Origin of the sequence: Halomicrococcus gelatinilyticus, assembly GCA_024227995.1 — an archaeon.
Taxonomy (GTDB): Archaea; Halobacteriota; Halobacteria; order Halobacteriales; family Haladaptataceae; genus Halomicrococcus; species Halomicrococcus gelatinilyticus.
Map to the genome: position 1 here is coordinate 107071 of CP100467.1, position 18239 is coordinate 125309.

Consider the following 18239-nt stretch of genomic DNA (forward strand, 5'->3'; position numbering starts at 1 on the left):
CGGTTCTCGCGTTGTTGCCGGGGGAGCAACCGCGTCGCGGTACGGTCGTGCCGACCAGTATCCGACGTCCGAAACGCTGCCGTCGTCAATGCGTGTAGGCACGCACTAACCGTGGCTTCCACCGGTGGGGCCGACTGGCAGTCCGCGAGCGACGGTCGGCTCCCCCAGCCGAAGGCGTCACGGTGCGCGATTTCGGCCGGGCACGGTTCGAACGGCGGCCGGGAACGGGACCGACGGAGCCGCCCGAACCGGGCGTCTGTACGACCGCTTTACCGGACGACATCCGACGGTAACCGTATCGCCGGCGTCGAGTCGGGCGCGAAACGTCGTCCTATCGACGTGGACAATCACGCGGTTCAAACTGTACGGGAGCGACACAGAGACACGTGACTGCCCGCGTTTGGACGCCCCCTCGACCAACGGAAAGTGAACGCACCTCGAGAAACGCCCGGCGGCGAGGTGACACAGCATGCTAGTACTTCTTCGCTCGCGTGCCCGACCGCCGGGGACACCGACCGACGATGGCGGGAGATAGCGGTGTCACCGACCGGTCCGCCGACGACCGCGAGCAGTCCCGTCTGGGAGAGCAGTCCGCTTCGCTACTCGGGGCGGCGCTCACGGAGGACCGGAACTGGCTCGTGGTCGCGCTGGGCGTCGCGGCCGTCGTCGTCGGCAGTTACTATCAGACCCACCCTTACCCCGCCTACGGTGCCGGCCTCTACCTCCAGATCGCCGAGGAGATCGTCGCCCACGGCTACCGCCCGCCGGCAAGGATCGCCGGGTACACTGCAGGCGGTATCCCGTTCGTCTACCCGCCGCTGGGCTTCTACCTGACCGCGGTGCTGCTCGACCTCGGCGTCGACCCGCTGGCGCTCACGCGCGTTCTCCCCGGCATCGTCTCGACCGTCGCCGTGATTCCGTTCTACTACCTCGCGCGGGAGGTCCTCGGAACGCCGTTCCGCGCCGGCGTGTCGGCCGTGGTGTTCGCGGCGACGCCGGTCGTCCTCCAGTGGCACGTCTCCGCCGGCGGCATCGTGCGCGCCCCGGCGTTCCTGCTCACCCTGACGGGGCTCTACTGCGGGGTACGACTGTTCAGGTCCGGAGGTCGGCTGTGGGTCGTGCCGGCTGCCGTCCTCTTCGGTCTCGCGCTGCTCACCCACCCGACGTACTCGGTCTTCTTCGCGGCGAGCTACGCCCTCGCGTACCTGTTCTACGACCGCACGGCGACCGGTCTCGCCCTGGGTGCCGCTGTCGCCGCCGGCGGATTCCTGCTCGCGTCGCCCTGGATGGCACACGTCGTCGAGACACACAGCGTCGGGACGCTCGCCGCGGCGGCGGGCACGCACGGCGGCGTCGTGCAGACGAAGAAACCGTTCCGCCTCCTCTCCGACCTGGGCCGGCCGATCGCCGCGGGCCGCACCACGTCGTTCTGGTACCTGCTGGCCCTCCTCGGCAGCGGGTACCTCGTCGCCCGCAGGCGGTTCTTCCTGCCGGCGTGGTTCCTCCTGGCGATCGTGCTGCTGCACGAGCGGCGGTTCGCGTTCGTGCCGGGGACGATGGCCATCGGCGCGCTGGTGACCGCGCCGCGTCACGTTGCCGTCGGCGAGAGCGACCGGTCCCTCACGCGCTGGCTGCAACGCGGCGCGGCCGCCGGACTGGTCGTCCTGCTGGTCGTGATGGGCGGGCTCTACGCGGCCGGGACGCCCATCCACGGCGGCACCTCGCAACCGGCGTTCATCGACGACGACGACGTCGAGGCGATGGAGTGGGTCGACGAGGAGCTCCCGGCCGACGCCGAGTTCGTCGTCCTCGGCGACGCCGCCGAGTGGTTCCCCCAGCAGACCGACCGGACGATGCTCGTCGGACCGTGGGGCGTCGAGTGGAAGTCGCCCGAGGAGTATCGACACCACCTCCGGACGTTCCGCCGCCTCTCGCACTGCCACGCGGAGCCGTGCCTCTCGAACAGGCTCCGCCGGAACGACGTCCGTCCGGACTACGTGTACGTGCCGAAAGGCAGCTACACGGTCCGGGGGAACCAGAAACAGCAGTCGATCCGGATGCGGCGGTCGCTCGCCCGCTCGTCCGACTATCGACTCGTGTACGAGAACCGCGGCGTGATGATCTTCCGGGTGGCGCGCGGACCGTGAGCGTCCCGTTACCGGTGCGCGGTCCACCCACGTGCGGTCCATCCACGCACGCCGTCCGGGCCTCAGTAGTTCGCCCTGTCGGGGGCGAACCCCCCATCGCGTCTCCAGTGTCTGCAGCAGTCACCTGAGCAGAAGTGATACGACACCAGGATCGGCTCGTCGAACTCGTCCTCCTCCTCGTTGATGGCCACGGGATGCGGATCGGTGAGGTCGAGGAGGTTCGAGCAGTAGACGCACCCGAGATACTGGACGTCGACGTCTAACGAGGTGTGCTCCAGGTTCATACGTTCCTCTCGGTGCCGGACCGCATGGCACTGCCGCCTAGGATATTCGGTCCTTTCGAACGCGGGGCGGAGGGAGGGTCGGGAGAGAAGCGTCGCGACGTCGCGTCGCATCGCGTCGGCGTACTCCCGGCGCAGGCGGCGAGCGGCGGCGGAAGAGATCCGCTACTCGCCGGCGATCTCCTCCGGAATCGGGTCGTACTGTTCGACGTCGAAGCGCATCGTGGCGAGGGACCGCCGGACCGTGCAGAAGTGTAACGTATCCAACTGCAACTGGTTTTCGCGGCAACTTTTGTGCCGGCGTTCAGTACGGTGGCACACGACGAGGACGAGTGACGGACGAGGACAGCGGGACGCGGCCGCTCGTTCGGCGGGCACCGGGCCAGTCGCGATGCGACGGGGCGACCGGTGGACGTCGACGCGGTCCGGAACGGTAGCGCGAGGCGGACTCGTCCTCGAACAGGAGTGCGAACCATGGCAGGAATCACGCTCGCCGACGTCGAATCGAAGTACAGTCGCGGCGAACCGCTCACGATGTTGACGGCCTACGACGCGCCGATGGCCGGCCTGGTCGCGGAGAGCGGCGTCGACATGATCCTCGTCGGCGACTCGGCGGGGCACAACCACCACGGGTACGAGGACACGATACCGCTGACGACCGAGGAGGCGCTCTCGAACACCGCCGCCGTGACGCGCGGTGCGGACCGGCCGCTCGTCGTCGGCGACCTGCCGTTCAACGCCTACGGCCCCGACGTCGACCGGTCGGTGCGGACCGCCGGCCGATTCCTGAAGGAGGCCTGCGCCGACGCCGTGAAACTGGAGACGGCGCCCGGCGGCACGACGACCGTCGACATCGTCGGGGAGTGTACCGAACTCGGCATCCCGGTGATGGGTCACGTCGGACTCACGCCCCAGCGGGCGAACGAGATGGGCGGGACGAAGATACAGGGACGCGCGGGACCGGAGTCCGAGTTCGCGGACGAACTGGTCGAGACGGCGGGCAGGCTCGCCGACGCCGGCGTCTTCGCGCTGGTCGTCGAGGGGACGACGGAGGCGGTCGCGAGACGGATAACGGAAGCGGTCGACGTCCCGACGCTCGGCATCGGCGCGGGGCGGTACACGGACGGGCAGGTGCTCGTCACGAACGACGTCATCGGCCTGGACCCGTCGGGGTACAAGCTGGCGAAGCAGTACGCCGACGTCGGGACCGTCATCGAGGACGCGACGACGGCGTTCGTCGAGGACGTCGAAGCCGGGGAGTTCCCGACGCGAGAGCACGCCTACGAGCCGATGGACGACGAGTGACGGGCCGAATCCACCGTCGAAGTCCGCAGAACGAGAGGAACCCGAGCACGGACAGTTGCCAGACGAAGCCGACGGCGAGAACGGCCAGCACCGTCCGGTGGACGCGGCCGACCAGCGACCAGTAACCGCGCCACCACCCTGCCACTGCACCGACCACGGTGGCGACGCCGTCGGTGCGATGGGTGCTGGTCGTCGCGGTCGGCGGCCGCTGACCGTTGGGCGTCGACAGTGCTAGCACGCGCGCCAGCACTGACCGAGCGACCGGCGACGCTCGGCGTCGGAACAGGGTGGCGGCAGAAATCTTGATGGGTGGTAACAGTGTACGTGACTTGCCATGGCACTCGAACCAGCCTACCGCTCCGCGACGGAGCTCGCCGCCCGCATCAGGCGCGGGGACGTGTCGCCAGTGACGGTCGTCGACGAGTGTCTCCAGAAGATCGAGGAGCGCGACGACGACCTGAACGCGTTCGTCACCGTGATAGAGGAAGAGGCGAGGGAGCGCGCCCGCGAAGCCGAACGCGCCGTCGAAGCCGGCGACGAACTCGGCCCCCTGCACGGGGTCCCCATCGCGGTGAAGGACCTGTTCGACTTCAAGGCCGGCGTCCGGAACACGATGGGGTCGAAGCCGTTCGAGGAGTTCGTCCCGGACGAGTCGGCGACCTACGTCGAGCGACTCGAAGAGGCGGGCGCGATAATCGTCGGCAAGACGAACACGCCCGAGTTCGGCCACAAGGGGACGACCGACAACCGCGTGCTCGGCCCGACGAGCACGCCCTTCGACCTGGACCGCAACGCCGGCGGGTCCTCCGGCGGGAGCGCGGCGGCCGTCGCCGACGGCATCGTCACGATGGCGCAGGGGTCCGACGGCGGCGGGTCGGTCCGCATCCCGGCGTCGTTCTGCGGCGTGTACGGCTTCAAGGCGTCCTACGGCCGCGTCGCGCAGGCCATCCGCCCGGACGCCTTCCTCTCGCACACGCCGACCATCCACGCCGGTCCCATCACGCGGACCGTCGAGGACGCGGCGCTGATGCTCGACGTGATGACCGGGCCGCACCCGCGCGACCCGCTGAGCATGCCGGACGAGGACCCGGACTACCGCGGCGCGGTCCGGCGCGGCATCGACGACATGGACGTCGCCTACAGCCCGAACTTCGAGGTGTTCCCGGTCGACGAGCGCGTCCGCGAGGTGGTCGACGACGCCGTCGACGCCTTCGAGGAGGCCGGCGCGACGGTCGAGACGGTCGACCTCGACGTCGAACAGTCCCAGCGGGAGCTCGCCGACCTCTGGATCCGCGAGATCGGGATGCTGTACCACTCCGCGGTGGAGGGGTTCAAGGACGAGGGCGTCGACCTGCTGGGCGACCACCGCGACGAACTCAGCCCAGAGTTCGCCGAACTGCTGGAGGACACGCGGGACATGAGCATGATCGAGTACAAGCGCGACGAGCAGGTGCGCACCGCGGTGTACGACGCCATCCAGGACGTCTTCGTCGACCACGACCTCCTAGTGACGCCGACGCTCGCGGTGCCGCCCGTGGAGAACGAAAACGACCCGGACGTCCAGACCGTCGGCCCGACCGAGATAGAGGGCGAGTCGGTCGACCCGCTCATCGGCTGGTGTCTCACCTACCCCATCAACTTCACCGGCCATCCCGCGGCGTCCATCCCCGCCGGCCTGACCGACGACGGCCTCCCCGTCGGTCTGCAGGTCGTCGGCGACCGGTTCGCCGACACGGACGTGCTCGCCGCCAGCGGGGCGTTCGAGCGGGTGCGGCCCTGGCACCACACCTATCCGCCGCGGTGAGCGGTGGGAGCCTGGGCCGGTCCACTTGGCCGGGCACCCTACATCGAGGTGAGCACCCGGAGCGCGACCCCGAGCACGATGGTGACGATGCCGAGCGCCGTCGCGAGCGGCGGGATGGGAACGAACAGGAGGATGATGCCAGCGAGGATGACGCCCGTCGAGAGTCGGACCATGTCCCGTCTACCAGGGAGTGGTGGGTAGGCGTTGTGGCGGACGGCGGGGTCCGACCGGTCGAGGTACGGCAGCCGTCGCCCGACGACGGAGGGGCCGCCGCGCAGCCGGTATCGTCGTTACGCTGGGGCGCGTCTGCACCGGCATGGCGATTCCAACCGGACGGGCGGACGACGGAGGTGACGGACGGTGAGCGACCGTGGCCAGGTCGATTCGGAGACGTTGCTGTTGCTCCTGACGGGCGTCGTCGTCCTCATCCTGATCGGCGTCGGGCTCCTGCGACTGTACATCGACGGCGAGTTCGGGACGCTGTTGCGCAACCTCGGCATCGCGGTGGTGCTCCTCGTGCTCAGTCTCGGGCTCTACCGGCAGTGGAACCGGGAGTCGACGCTCGGGGAGTGAGCGACCGCGCGGCCGAACGGTGCTCACGCTGCCGGACGGTGCCGTCGTTGGGTCTCGACCGCTCGGATTTCGACCGCGGTCAGGACGCCTCGGCGGTCGACAGCACCCACCGCCGGATCAGTTCGTTCACGTTGTAGAAGAGGATGCCGACGGTGACGAGCGTCGTGACGAGGTAGACGATGAAGCCAGGTGGCCCGCCGACCGTGGCACCGAGGAGGGTGCCGGTGAGCCCGACGAGGGTGAGTTCGATCCACGTCACGAGGATGCGCGTGACGAGCCGGGGTTCGGGCGTGTGGTTCGAACTCGGCCCGGTCGCTTCGCCGGACGCCGTGCGGTCGTTCGCCGGTCGGTCGTCGCGCGCGCTCTCGGCGTCCGCGGAATCGCCCCCGTCTCCGGAGTCCTCCCCGGTCATCAGTACGCCTCCCCCGCCTCGACCGGCCCGCTGAAGGCCGAGTAGAGGAAGGCGAAGTAGACGAATATCAACGGGAGGAGGACGGCAGCGCCGATGGTGACGAGGTTCAGCGGCAGCGTCGAGACGACGGCCGCGTCGACGGTCAATCCCCCGGCGCGGTCGATGCTCGGGTACATCAGGGTTGCGACGACGGCGACCAGCGAGAAGACCAGCCCGGCGGCCGCACCGAACGTCAGGTAGTCGCGGTCGCGGGCCATCCCCCCGGCGTACGTGGCCGCGAAGACGAGCGTCGCCGCGACGAGTCCCAGCACGAGCGGCGAGCGCAGCGCGGAGCGGAGGGACGGTTCCGCGAGGTAGACGTACGCGAGCGTCGTGACGACCAGCACGAGGTACGCCGCGAGCGCGCGGTAGCCGTCCGACCGGAGGTCGTCGCGGAGGTCGCCGCGGGTCTTCAACCGCAGGTAGGCGACGCCGTCGACGACCGTGAGCGCCACGAGGGCGAAGCCGACGACGATTCCCGGGAGCGTCACGGTGGTCGTCGCACCGAGCAGCCAGTTCGCCGCGAACATCCCGAGGAGAAAGGGCGCGGCGACACTGCCGACGACGAACGCCCGCCCCCACCACCGCTGCCAGCGCTCGTCGTGGCGCTGCTCGTAGAACTCGGGGGCGAGGCCCCGGAGGATGAGCGCGCCGAGGATGGCGAACATCAGCAGGTAGTGGCGGCTGAACAGGTTGGCGTACGCCGCCGGGAAGACGGCGAACAGCGCGCCGCCGAACACGACCAGCCACACCTCGTTGCCGTCCCAGACCGGCCCGATGGCGGCGAGCAGCAGTTCGCGCTCCTCGTCGTCGTCGCGGGTCGCGAACAGCGCGCCCACGCCGAAGTCGAACCCGTCGAGGAAGAGGAAGGTGCCGAAGATGAAAAACAGCAGGCCGAACCAGATGTCGGCCAGCGGAAGGCCGAAGAGCGGCTCGTTCGCCAGCGAGCCGACCTCAATCATCCACGCTCACCTCTGACGTCGCCTCCGACCGGTCGACCACCGCGTCCTCGGAGACGGTCGGCGGTCCCTCGCGGACGATGCGGACGACGACGTAGAGGTAGAGCGCGAGCAGCACCAGATAGACGGCGACGAATCCGACGAGCGTCACCGTCGCCTCGGTCGCGGTGAGTTCGGTCGAGACGCCGTCGCTGGTCTTCATCACGCCCTGGATGAGCCACGGCTGGCGACCCACCTCGGTGACGATCCAGCCGAGGTGGACGGCGAGGATGCCCAGCGGCGCAGACGCCATCAGCGCCTTGTGGAGGAGGTCGTCCGAGCGGAGTTCGCCGCGCGCCCAGCGGTAGCCGCCCCAGACGGCGAGCAGGATGAACCAGAAGCCGAGCGCGACCATCATGCGGAACGACCAGAACACGAGCGCGACGGGCGGCTGGGGCCCCTCGAACTCGTTCAGCCCTGTTATCTCGGCGTTCGGGTCGCCGCCGCTGGCGAGCCACGACGCCCCGCCCGGGATGCCGATGCCGAAGATGTCCTTCGCCCGCGGGTCGAGCAGGTCCTCCAGGTTCGTCGGGAAGGCGACGATGTACTCGGGGACGTAGGAGTCGGTCTCCCAGACCGCCTCCATCGCCGCGAACTTCTGGGGCTGGGTCTCGTAGACGTGGCGGGCGTACAGGTCGCCGTGGACGACCTGCAGGGGTGCCGTGATGAGCAGCGCGACGAGGCCGAACTTGAGCGTCGTCTCCCAGAAGCCGACGTTCTCGACGGGGTAGCCCCACACGTGGTGGCGGAAGACGAAGTACGCGCCGATACCTGCCATGACGAGCGCCACGGACTCGACGGCGGCGTTCTGCATGTGGACGTACATCCACGGGAACCGCGGGTTCGCGTACGCCGCGATGGGGTCGACGAGTCTGACGATGGGCTGGCCGTTCTGCATGACCACCTCGAACCCGCGCGGCGTCTGCAGCCACGAGTTGGCGATCAGTATCCAGACCGCGGACAGCCAGCTTCCGACGCCCACCGCCAGCGCCGACAGCATGTACACGGCGTTGCCGACGCGCTCGCGGCCGAACACGAAGATGCCGAGGAACGTCGCCTCCAGCATGAACGCCATCAGCCCCTCGACGGCGAGCGGGCCGCCGAACAGCTCGCCGGCGGCCGTCGAGAACACCGCGAAGTTGGTGCCGAACTCGAACTCCAGGACGATGCCCGTCACGGTGCCGACGACGAAGCTGATGGCGAAGATCTTCGTCCAGAACCGGCGCAACTGCTCGTAGATGGGTCGGCCGGTTCGGATGTCCTTCCACGTGAAGTAGATGAGGAAGGGCGCGAGTCCCATGCTCATCACGGGGAAGATGATGTGGACGATGGTCGTGACGGCGAACTGGAGGCGGCTTGCGATGACTGGGTCGAGCATGGTGGGAATCGACGCGGGCGGCACGGCGGACTAACGAACGCGAGTTCGGTCGACGGTAACCGTGACCAGCTAGGGAGTCAGCGAACGTATCCCTTGCGGCCACCCAGTAGGGGCCGACAGTCTCGGAGGCTGAACCGACGGTTCTCACCGACAGGCACGGCTGCGACGGTCAGCGCTCGACCGTCACGTCGAACGTCCCCCACCACCGGTACGTCCGACCCCTACCCGAGAGCGGTGGGGCCACGCCCAGCGGGAGGAGCGGCGACGTCACGAGCAGCGACGGGAACGGCAGCAGGACCGACGAGCCGGTCGAGCCACCCGCCCTCGCGGGAGACGTCGTCGGTCCAGACCACGACGTCGTTCGTCGCGTGCTCCATCCCCGCCGCGAGCGCGTGAGCCGTCCTCGAACAGCCTGCAGGCTCGCCGGCGACGAGGACCGTCGCGTGGTCGGGGCGTCGGCGACCACCGGGTCGGCGGGCGGGCCGCAGTCGACGAGTTCGTCGCCGTCGCGGAACGCACCGACGACGGCGTCCGCACCGGACGGCCGGAAGGACGACGCTCGCCGTTGGAACACCTGTTCGAGTGGCACTTCTCGCCGGGACGTAAAGTGTCAGGGGGCGCGGACCGGCGGTGTCGCGCCGAGGACTGCGGTCCGTCGGGGGCGAGGGGGGCTTCTCTCGCGACTCGGAGGGCAGAAACCGTCCCAAGTCGTTTTTGCTCACACCGCCGTACGGTGGACCATGGAGGGGCTTCGCTGGGTGCAACTGAGCGGAGACGAACTGGACGAGTTCCTGGGTGACGGGGGAACCGGAACGCTGTCGTTCTCGACCGAACTCGAAGAGCCGCCGTTCTCGCTGCCGGTGTCCTACGGGTACGACGCGGACTCGGGGGACTTCTACTTCCGACTCTTCTTCCCCCCGGAGAGCGGCAAGACCGACCTCGTCGAGAACCCCGTTTCCTTCGTCACGCACCGGCAGACAGAGGAGGGCCAGCGGAGTGTCGTCGCCGACGGTCGCCTCGAAGAGCTGACGGACATGCCGTACGATTCGAGTGCCGTGCAGGGGATGTGGGCGGTCAACATTCCGCGGGTGGACGTGTTCGACCAGCCGCAGGACGACGTGACGTTCCGCCAGTTCCGCCTGGTTCCCGAACGACTGACCGGGCGGAAGGAGGTCCAGTCGGAGTCCTGAACGCGGTCGGTGCGCGACACGTCACGGACCGTCGGCGCTCGCGGCGACGAGTGACGGCGCTCAGTCGTCGCCGACGCGCGGACGACCCATCACGTCACAGACCTGTCATACGACTGCCGAAGATACCTTCCTCGATAGGAACGTACCCGTGGAGAGGATGAGGGGGAGCGACCACTGGTACAAGAACAGCGTCATGTACGCCGTCGACGTCGAGCGGTTCAACGACTCGGACGGCGACGGGATCGGGGACTTCCCGGGACTCACGAATCGCCTGGACTACATCTCCCGTCTCGGGGTGGACTGCCTGTGGTTGCTTCCGTTCTATCCGACGCCGAACCGGGACAACGGTTACGACGTGATGGACTACTACGAGGTCGACGACCGACTCGGCGACCTGGGTGACTTCGCCGAGTTCCTCAACGAGGCAGGGAGTCGCGGCATCCGCGTCATCGTCGACCTGGTAGTGAACCACACCTCGGACCAGCACCCGTGGTTCCAGGAGGCCCGCGAGGACCCCGACTCGAAGTACCGCGACTACTACGTCTGGGTCGACGACCCCGACGAGGCCGACGTCGAGGCCGAGACCGTCTTCCCCGGCCAGGAGGAGAGCGTCTGGAGCTACGACGAGGTCGCCGACGCCTACTACTTCCACAAGTTCTACGGCTTCGAGCCGGGACTGAACATCTCGAACCCTGACGTCCGCGACGAGATCCGGAGCATCATGGGCTACTGGCTGCGGCTGGGCGTCGACGGCTTCCGGTTCGACGCCGCCGCCCACATGATCGGGCCGAAGGGGCTCGAGTCGAAGCGACCGGACGACCCCCACGGGGTCCTCCGCAACTTCCGACGGTTCGTCACCAAGCGGAAAGGCGACGCCGTCCTCCTCGGCGAGGTGGACGTGGCGCCGAACCGACTCGGCGAGTACTTCGGCGACGGTGACGGCGACGAGCTGACGATGCTGTTCAACTTCCTGCTGGACAACTACCTCTTCCTCGGACTGGCGCGAGAGAACATGGAACCCATCGTTGAGGGGATACGCCTCCTGCCGACCGTCCCGACGGAGGGCCAGTGGGTCAACTTCCTGCGGAACCTCGACGAACTGGACCTCGGACGGCTCACCGAATCGGAACGGGAGGACGTCTTCGAGGCGTTCGCCCCCGAGGAGGAGATGCGGATCTACGGTCGCGGCATCCGGCGGCGGCTCGCGCCGATGCTCGACGGCGACGAGCGGCGGATCCGGATGGCGTTCAGCCTGCTGTTCTCCATGCCGGGGACGCCGATGTTCGTCTACGGCGACGAGATCGGCATGGGCGAGGACCTCTCGCAGGCGGGCAGGACGGCGGTGCGAACGCCGATGCAGTGGGCGAACGAGGAGAACGCCGGCTTCTCGGACGCGCCGGCCGACGACCTCGTGCTCCCGGTCGTCGAGGAGGGCCAGTTCGGCCACGACCGGGTGAACGTCACCGACCAGGAGTTCGACCCCGACTCGCTGTTCAACTGGATGCAGCGACTCGTCGCCCTCCGGAAGGAGAACCCGGAACTGGGGTGGGGAAAGTTCGACCTTCTGGAGACCGAGGAACCCGGCGTGATAATCCACCGCTGCAGGTGGGACGGCACCGGCGTCCTGGCGATCCACAACCTCGCCGACGAGGAGACCGACGTCACGTTCTCGCTTCCGGGAGACCCCCGCCTCGTCGACGTCTTCGCCAACCGGCAGTACGACCCGCTCGACTCGGCCGAGAGCGACGGCTACGAGTTCACCATCGACCCCTACGGCTACCGCTGGTCGCGACTCCGGTCGGCGAAGGCGACCGGCAAGAGTGGGTGGCAGGACGTCGGGCAGTGAGGGTCGCTCCGAAGCGTTGGGGCCCACGCCGGGGCAGGCCCGACCGTCGCAGGACGGTCCGGGCCGCGAATCCTACTCGAAGAACTTCCCGCGGTACTGCTTCGCCAGTTCGACGTCGAAGTCGTCGTAGCGCACGACGTCGTCGGTCGAGAGGTCGTCGTACTGGTCGACGTAGTCGGTCGCGTCCCCCTCGTCTGCGAACGCGAGCGGATTCTTCATCATCGGGTCGTCGACGCGGTCCGCGTCCGTCTCCAGGACGAAGTACGCCTCGCTCGCCCGGGTCAGTTCCTTCGTCGCGTGGTCGTGGGCCCACGCGACGTCGACGTCGTCGCGGGTGACGCCCTCCTGGAAGGTGCCCGGTGAGGCCGTGTACGCCGTCATACAGCCCGTCGAGCAGAAGTGAACGTGTTCGCCGTCGTCGCGCAGCAACTGCGCGTTGTAGTCCGGGAACTTCGCGGGGTACATCTTGCAGACGGCACAGGACTCCTCCTCGCCCGGCGTCTCCGGTTTCGCTGCCGCCGCGTCGGTCCCCTCCGTCGCGGTGCTCGTCGTCGGTTGCCCGGTGCTGGTTCGGTCGGTCGTGCTCGTCGTCTCCTCGTCGGTCCCGGAGGAGCCGACACAGCCCGCGAGCGCCGCTCCGACGCCGAGGAGACCGGCACGGAGCGCCGTTCGTCGCGTGAGGTCGTGGATCGCGTCCGTCTCGTCGTCCACCATGGCACCGTATCGTGACCCCGGCAGTATAGTGAATCTGGTACAATAGACGAAAGCCGTCGCCGGAGAATGGGCGTGCGGTCGACGAGCCGGAAGGGGGCGAGTTCCTGCAGCGTCGGTGCCTCGACGGTTCCAATCGCTCGTCGACGGACCGGAGTCTCGCCGGGGCCGCCTTCGACGATTGTACCAGTCGCCCTATATCGCGGGCGTCCCAACGTCCGCTGTGACACAGCGTGCGACCACGCTCGGCGTCCTCCTTCTCGTCGTCGCAGGGACGGCCCTCGCGGGCGGTGCGTTCGCGGTCGACACCGGCGCGACGCCCGAGCCGGTGCCGTTCCACGACACCGTCGCGTCCGGCCTCTCCTCGACCGCCGTGGAAGAGAGCCGCGAGCGGGGGCTCGTCCTCCCGCGCGTCGAGGTGTTCTACTCGGGCTACCGGTACGTCGCCGGCTACTACGGGACGCGGACGTACGCGCACGTCGCCAGCCTCCCCGAGACGCCCCAGCGGTACGGCACGCCCATCGCGGTGTACGTGTCCGACCTGGCGACGGTCTCGCTCCGGGCGACCGACGACGGCTATCTCGCCAGCGACGGCGACCCCGGGTGGGTGCGCGCCGACCGCGCGTTCTTCGTCCTCGGGAGCGACGCGAAGACGATGGCAGGCTCCGCGGTCCCCGCCTTCGGCGCGCGGGCGGCGGCCGAGCAGTTCGCCGACGCCCACGGCGGCCGCGTCGTCCGGTGGTCGACCGTCCTCGATACAGTCGAGGCGAGGGGTGGGGACGACGTCCGACGGGCGGTCCCCGACCGCCACGCCGCGGCGGACCGGACGGTCCGCGCGACGGACGAGTATCGCGACCGCCCGGTCTCGACGGTGGTCGGCCGGGACGCACCCACGGTCCAGGCGGCCGTCGACGCCGCGCCGCCGAACACGACCGTCCTCGTGCCGGCGGGCACTTACGAGGAGACGGTGACGGTCCGGAAGCCGGTCACCCTCCGTGGCGCGTCCGGCGCGACCGTCCGGGGCAACGGCTCCGGGAGCGTGGTGACGGTCCGCGCCGACCGCGCCGCCGTGGTGGGACTCGACGTCGCCGGCGTCGGATCGGCCGACGACGACGTCAGCGGCGGCTGGGACGCGTCGGTGGAGAACGCGTACGCCGACGGGAACGCGGGCGTCGCGGTCCAGAGGGCCGCCGCACCGCTCGTCGCCGACGTCGCGGTCGACACCCGGGCCAACGGCGTGCTCGTCGTCAACAGCACCGACGCCGTCGTCGACAACGTCACCGTCCGCGGGAGCGACCACTGGCGCGACGGCCGCATGGGCACCATGGCCATCTACTCCGACGGCGTCGTCCAGGACTCGACGTTCGTCGACGGCCGCGACGGCGTCGCCACCCACCACGCCGACGGGCTCGTCGTCAGGAACAACTCGATGACCGGCGGCCGGTTCGGCGTCCACCTGATGTACACCTCCGGCGCCCTCGTGGCGGGCAACGCGATGCGCGGCCAGTCGAACGCCGGCATGGACGTGATGACGCGGCCGACGGACACCGCCGTCGTCGGCAACGCGGTCACCGACGCGCCGACCGGCATCGCCGTCGCCGGCAGCCGGGCGTACGTCGCCCGCAACGTCGTCGCGGACGCGACCTACGGCTTCGACGTGAACACCCGCCACTCGACCTACGAGGACAACGTCGCGTACGGCAACGAGGTGGGTGCGAAGACCTCGGACCTGCTCGCGTCGAACCGCGTCACCGGCAACGACTTCGTGGCGAACGAGCGCCACGCCACCGCCACCTACGGCGCGCTCCACGTCTGGACGTACGACGGCGACGGCAACCACTGGAGCGGCGCGCCCGGCCGCGCCGTCGGCGACCACCTGGACCGCTCGTTCACCCCGACGGACGCGGTCGGCGAGCGCCTCGCCACGACGTCGTCCGTCCGCGTACTCGCGGAAGCACCGTCGTACCGCCTGACGCGCTTCCTCCTCGGCGAGGTGCCGGGGATGCGCGCCGAGGGAATCGTCGACCGCAACCCGCTCGCCGCCCCCGCGAACCCCGACCGCCTCGACCGCGCAGGGACGCTCGCGAACGCTACGGAGACTCCGACACAGCCATGACCACCAGTTCTTCGACCGCATCGACCGACGGAACGGATACGCAAGCGACCGGCGAACGGACGCCCGACGAACAAGCGACCGACCGCGACGAACCGGCCGAAGGGGAAGGACTCGTCGCAGAGGGCGTCGCCAAACGCTTCGGCGACGTGGAAGTGCTGGGAGACGTGTCGGCGACGATACCGGGGGGAGCGGTGACCGCGCTCGTCGGGCCGAACGGCTCCGGGAAGACCACGCTGCTGCGCGTGCTGGCGGGCCTCGTCGCTCCCACGGACGGCACCGTCACCCGACCCGACGCCCGCGGGCGGGCGGTGGGCTACCTCCCGCAGACGCCCGCGTTCCGGCCGCAGTTGACCGTCGCGGAGACGGTGGCCCACTACGCCGACCTCGTCGGCGGTGCCGACGTGGACGCGACGCTCGACCGCGTAGGACTGGCCGCTGCCCGCGACCGCCGGGTCGGCGCGCTCTCCGGCGGGATGACGCGCCTGCTCGGCATCGCGACCGCGCTGCTCGGCGACCCGCCGCTGGTCGTCCTCGACGAACCCACCTCCGGGCTGGACCCGACGATGAGCGAGCGCGTGTTCGACGTCGCGAACGGCGCGGCGACCGACGGCACCGCCGTCCTGCTCAGTTCGCACGACCTGGGGCTGGTGACCGAGCGCGCGGACCGCGTCGTCGCGCTCCGACAGGGCGAAGTGACGGCCGCCGGAAGCGTCGACGCCGTCACCGGCGGCGACCGGTCGCTGCGGGCCGTCTTCGGCGACCTCGTCGCGGGCCACGAGGGGCGCGTCGCCGTGCGGGACGCGGGAGGGAGCGATGACTGACGACCCGACGGCCGACGGTGCGACGTCGCCGGTCGGCGGGGCGGCGAGCGAGGAGGCGTCGGTCCGCCCCGGGACGTTCGCCGCCGCGGAGTCGGTCTTCCACCGCGAACTGGCGACGCTTCGGCGGAGTCGCGCGTACCTCGCGCTCGCCGGCGGGTTCCTGCTGGCCGTCGTCGGCCTCGCCGTCCTCGGCGGCGGCGTCGCCACGGGCTACGTCCCGCTCGTCGTCGACCTCCTGACGTACGTCGAGGTGCTGGTCCCGGTGGCGGCGTTCGCGCTGGGCTACCGCGCCGTCCTCGACGACCGGGCCAACGGCGAGCTCGCCGTCCTGCGGACGTTCCCACTCCCGCGGGCGTCCTACGTCGTCGGCGTGTTCGCGGCGAGAGGGGTGGCGCTGGCCGCGCTCGTCGTCGCGCCGCTCGCGGTGGTCGGGACGCTCGCCTTCCTGCAACCCGAACCGGCCGGGAGCATCTACGCGACGACCACCGGCGCCGACTCGCCCGTGCTCTACGTCCGGTTCGTCGCGCTAACCGTCCTCTACGGGCTGGCGAGCCTCGCCGCCGCCGTCGCCGTCTCCGCGACCGCGCGGTCGGTCCGTTCGGGCGTCGTCGTCGCCGTCCTCGCGGTCGCCGCCCTGTCGCTGGGGGCGGACCTCCTGCTGCTCGGCGGACTCGCGCAGGGCGCCGTGGGCGACGGCGCACTCGCGACCGCACTCGTCGCCAGTCCGGCCAGCGCGTACCGCGGGCTGGTGATGACGACGGTCGTGGGCGCGACGACGTCCGGCGCGACGCTCGTCTCGCCGGTCGCCGCCGCCGGGTCGCTCGTCGCCTGGGCGACCGGTCTGCTGGCCGTCGCCGTCCGCTGGGTCTGGTAGGTCAGCGACCGATCTGGCCGATCAGTTCCGGCGTCACGGCGTCGTACCCGACGACCTCGCCGCCGTACTGCTCGGCGAACGCGTCGGCGTCCTCGCGCTCACCGAACGGGACGAGGTCGTCGCCCATGGCGCCTTTCACCTCGCTGTCGACGACGTAGACGACGTCGTCCACTGGCGAGAACGCCGCCGGTTCGAGGTGGGCAGAGATGAACCGTTCGCCGCCGTCGGTGGACACCTCGTAGTCGACCGTCGAGTAGTCGGTGACGTAGCCGCCCTCGCTCGTCCAGCCGCGGTCGTCGGCCTGGAAGTCGTACTGGAACCCCTCCCAGGCGCTGCAGAACCAGGCCGGGCCCTCGTGGTCGGGCCCGCCGTCGCCGTAGAAGAACTGGGCCGTCGGGCCGGGGTGTTGCTCGATTATCATGCCGCAGACCTCGCACTGTTTCGTCCCCGTGAGCGCGACCGGGTCGGCCGTCGGGGCGTCCGTCTTCCCGCCGAGACAGCCAGCGAGCGCGCCGACGCCCACGAGTCCCGTCGTCGCGAGGAACGCGCGGCGCGACCGGGGCGTCGGAGTTCCGTCCGTCATCACCGGAGATAGCTGGAGTACCCGGAAAACGCGTCTGGTTCGGGCGTCGAAACGCACCGCCACCGGAAACGACCGCGGACCCCGCGACGACCACAAGGTGTACTATGGACATATTAACACGTTATATCCCAATAAGTCATATCGCCACAGAATTTATACACTGGAACGGAGTCGTTGCAGCCGTCAATGGCTCCCACCTGGAACGATCCCGACCACTGCCCGTTCTGTGAAGCAGAGCTTCCGAATCCCGGCGCAGGCTTCGTCGACCACATCGACGACCATCCCACCTGTGAGTCCGGCTTCGAGACCTGGCGGCGCAACGTCGCGGACGACATGCACGGCGGCTGGGCGAAGTGACGCTGGCGCGTCGTGCGACGCGCTCCCCTGGTGAGAAAGCGGCCTGACGGCGCGTAACGGCCGCCTACGACCCCGTAGTCCCCCGATAGCTTGAATCGTCCCCGGGACGTGTTTCCGAGCATGAACGTTCAGTCGGGGGAGAGAGCTCCGAACCCGGGCGACGGGGATGGACGGGTCCGGACGGTGCAGTCACCGTGAGCTTCCTGACGGTGCTGCCGCTGGCGATCGTGATGGTCGCCGGGCCGCAGATCCTGAGCGCCATCTTCCTCGCCACGAGCGACGAGTGGCGCCGGAACTCCGCCGCGTACGTCTTCGGGGCGTCCCTCTCCATCAGCGCCACCGTCACGCTCGCCTACCTGCTCGGCGACGGAGCGTCGAGGCAGGGGACGTCGAACGACGCCCTCACCGCCGTCGTGGTCGTGCTGCTCCTCGCCGCGATGGTGAACACCTACCGGACCCGCGAGGAGTCGGGGCCCCCGGCGTGGATGGGGAAACTCGCCAGCGCGAACCCGCGGTTCTCGTTCCGGCTCGGCTTCCTCCTGCTTGGACTGTTCCCGAGCGACGTCTTCACGGCGGTCGCGGTCGGTTCGTATCTCGCCGCGAACGACCTCCCGCTGACCGACGCCGCCGGGTTCGTCGCGCTCACACTTTTCCTCCTGGCGCTGCCGTCGCTGGTCCTGTTCGCGTTCGGCGACCGGGCGGAGGCGTTCCTCCCGAGGGCGCGCGACTGGATGGACGACAACTCCTGGGTCGTCAACGAGGTGGTGCTGCTGTTCTTCGTCGCCCTGGTCCTCGGGTAGGCAG

At 69.6% G+C, this 18239-nt stretch carries 19 protein-coding genes; 11 read left to right on the forward strand and 8 right to left on the reverse strand.

The window, feature by feature from the left end:
• Nucleotides 1-521 precede the first annotated feature (521 nt).
• A complete protein-coding gene (locus NKT36_RS17775; protein ID WP_327054080.1) occupies nt 522-2147 on the forward strand; it encodes an ArnT family glycosyltransferase in 1626 nt (541 codons plus the stop codon).
• 62 nt (nt 2148-2209) lie between these two features.
• Here the strand turns inward: NKT36_RS17775 and NKT36_RS17780 are convergent, their stop codons facing one another.
• Entirely contained in the window at nt 2210-2431 is a 222-nt protein-coding gene (locus NKT36_RS17780) for a hypothetical protein (protein WP_327054081.1), read from the reverse strand.
• 471 nt (nt 2432-2902) lie between these two features.
• Between NKT36_RS17780 and panB the strand changes: the two genes are divergently transcribed.
• Entirely contained in the window at nt 2903-3733 is an 831-nt protein-coding gene (gene panB, locus NKT36_RS17785) for a 3-methyl-2-oxobutanoate hydroxymethyltransferase (protein ID WP_327054082.1), read from the forward strand.
• Nucleotides 3734-4067: 334 nt separating this feature from the next.
• A complete protein-coding gene (locus NKT36_RS17790) occupies nt 4068-5537 on the forward strand; it encodes an amidase (protein ID WP_327054083.1) in 1470 nt (489 codons plus the stop codon).
• A 38-nt stretch (nt 5538-5575) separates the two neighbouring features.
• Here NKT36_RS17790 and NKT36_RS17795 read toward each other — a convergent pair whose 3' ends face one another.
• Nucleotides 5576-5710 (reverse strand): transporter, encoded by a 135-nt coding sequence (locus NKT36_RS17795; protein WP_327054084.1) that lies wholly within the window; start codon nt 5708-5710, stop codon nt 5576-5578.
• Between the two features lie 187 nt (nt 5711-5897).
• On the opposite strand from NKT36_RS17795, the gene NKT36_RS17800 reads away from it, so the two are divergent.
• Nucleotides 5898-6110: a hypothetical protein gene (locus NKT36_RS17800; RefSeq protein ID WP_327054085.1), complete on the forward strand. Its 213-nt coding sequence runs from the start codon at nt 5898-5900 to the stop codon at nt 6108-6110.
• 79 nt (nt 6111-6189) lie between these two features.
• Here the strand turns inward: NKT36_RS17800 and NKT36_RS17805 are convergent, their stop codons facing one another.
• From NKT36_RS17805 to NKT36_RS17820, 4 genes are all read right to left on the reverse strand, one after another.
• The gene (locus NKT36_RS17805) at nt 6190-6522 is read right to left on the reverse strand and encodes a hypothetical protein (RefSeq protein ID WP_327054086.1); all 333 of its coding nucleotides are present in this window, start codon (nt 6520-6522) and stop codon (nt 6190-6192) included.
• A complete protein-coding gene (gene cydB / locus NKT36_RS17810; protein ID WP_327054087.1) occupies nt 6522-7523 on the reverse strand; it encodes a cytochrome d ubiquinol oxidase subunit II in 1002 nt (333 codons plus the stop codon). Before cydB ends, NKT36_RS17805 begins: the two co-directional genes overlap by 1 nt.
• Nucleotides 7516-8937 carry a cytochrome ubiquinol oxidase subunit I gene (locus NKT36_RS17815; RefSeq protein WP_327054088.1) on the reverse strand — a complete coding sequence of 474 codons (1422 nt, stop codon included), beginning with the start codon at nt 8935-8937 and terminating at the stop codon, nt 7516-7518. Before NKT36_RS17815 ends, cydB begins: the two co-directional genes overlap by 8 nt.
• A 169-nt stretch (nt 8938-9106) precedes the next feature.
• Nucleotides 9107-9511, reverse strand: a complete 405-nt coding sequence (locus NKT36_RS17820) for a hypothetical protein (RefSeq protein ID WP_327054089.1) — start codon at nt 9509-9511, stop codon at nt 9107-9109.
• A 166-nt stretch (nt 9512-9677) separates the two neighbouring features.
• On the opposite strand from NKT36_RS17820, the gene NKT36_RS17825 reads away from it, so the two are divergent.
• Together NKT36_RS17825 and NKT36_RS17830 are read left to right on the forward strand one after the other, a co-directional pair.
• Nucleotides 9678-10127 carry a pyridoxamine 5'-phosphate oxidase family protein gene (locus tag NKT36_RS17825; protein WP_327054090.1) on the forward strand — a complete coding sequence of 150 codons (450 nt, stop codon included), beginning with the start codon at nt 9678-9680 and terminating at the stop codon, nt 10125-10127.
• A gap of 157 nt (nt 10128-10284) precedes the next feature.
• On the forward strand, nt 10285-11973 hold the full coding sequence (locus NKT36_RS17830; RefSeq protein ID WP_327054091.1) for an alpha-amylase family protein: 1689 nt from the start codon (nt 10285-10287) through the stop codon (nt 11971-11973).
• A 72-nt stretch (nt 11974-12045) separates the two neighbouring features.
• Here NKT36_RS17830 and NKT36_RS17835 read toward each other — a convergent pair whose 3' ends face one another.
• A complete protein-coding gene (locus tag NKT36_RS17835) occupies nt 12046-12687 on the reverse strand; it encodes a nitrous oxide reductase accessory protein NosL (RefSeq protein WP_327054092.1) in 642 nt (213 codons plus the stop codon).
• A 220-nt stretch (nt 12688-12907) separates the two neighbouring features.
• On the opposite strand from NKT36_RS17835, the gene NKT36_RS17840 reads away from it, so the two are divergent.
• From NKT36_RS17840 to NKT36_RS17850, 3 genes are read left to right on the forward strand one after another with little or no spacing between them, the layout of a single operon-like run.
• Nucleotides 12908-14800, forward strand: a complete 1893-nt coding sequence (locus tag NKT36_RS17840) for a NosD domain-containing protein (RefSeq protein ID WP_327054093.1) — start codon at nt 12908-12910, stop codon at nt 14798-14800.
• The gene (locus NKT36_RS17845; RefSeq protein ID WP_327054094.1) at nt 14797-15621 is read left to right on the forward strand and encodes an ABC transporter ATP-binding protein; all 825 of its coding nucleotides are present in this window, start codon (nt 14797-14799) and stop codon (nt 15619-15621) included. Before NKT36_RS17840 ends, NKT36_RS17845 begins: the two co-directional genes overlap by 4 nt.
• Nucleotides 15614-16495, forward strand: coding sequence for an ABC transporter permease (locus tag NKT36_RS17850; protein ID WP_327054095.1), 882 nt, complete (start codon nt 15614-15616; stop codon nt 16493-16495). Before NKT36_RS17845 ends, NKT36_RS17850 begins: the two co-directional genes overlap by 8 nt.
• 1 nt (nt 16496) lies before the next feature.
• Here the strand turns inward: NKT36_RS17850 and NKT36_RS17855 are convergent, their stop codons facing one another.
• Nucleotides 16497-17078, reverse strand: a complete 582-nt coding sequence (locus tag NKT36_RS17855) for a nitrous oxide reductase accessory protein NosL (RefSeq protein WP_327054096.1) — start codon at nt 17076-17078, stop codon at nt 16497-16499.
• Nucleotides 17079-17264: 186 nt separating this feature from the next.
• Here NKT36_RS17855 and NKT36_RS17860 point away from each other — a divergent pair, with 186 nt between their 5' ends.
• Both NKT36_RS17860 and NKT36_RS17865 read left to right on the forward strand, forming a co-directional pair.
• Nucleotides 17265-17435, forward strand: a complete 171-nt coding sequence (locus NKT36_RS17860) for a DUF7501 family protein (RefSeq protein ID WP_327054097.1) — start codon at nt 17265-17267, stop codon at nt 17433-17435.
• Nucleotides 17436-17629: 194 nt separating this feature from the next.
• Nucleotides 17630-18235 carry a GAP family protein gene (locus tag NKT36_RS17865; RefSeq protein ID WP_327054098.1) on the forward strand — a complete coding sequence of 202 codons (606 nt, stop codon included), beginning with the start codon at nt 17630-17632 and terminating at the stop codon, nt 18233-18235.
• The last annotated feature ends 4 nt before the right edge of the window (nt 18236-18239 follow it).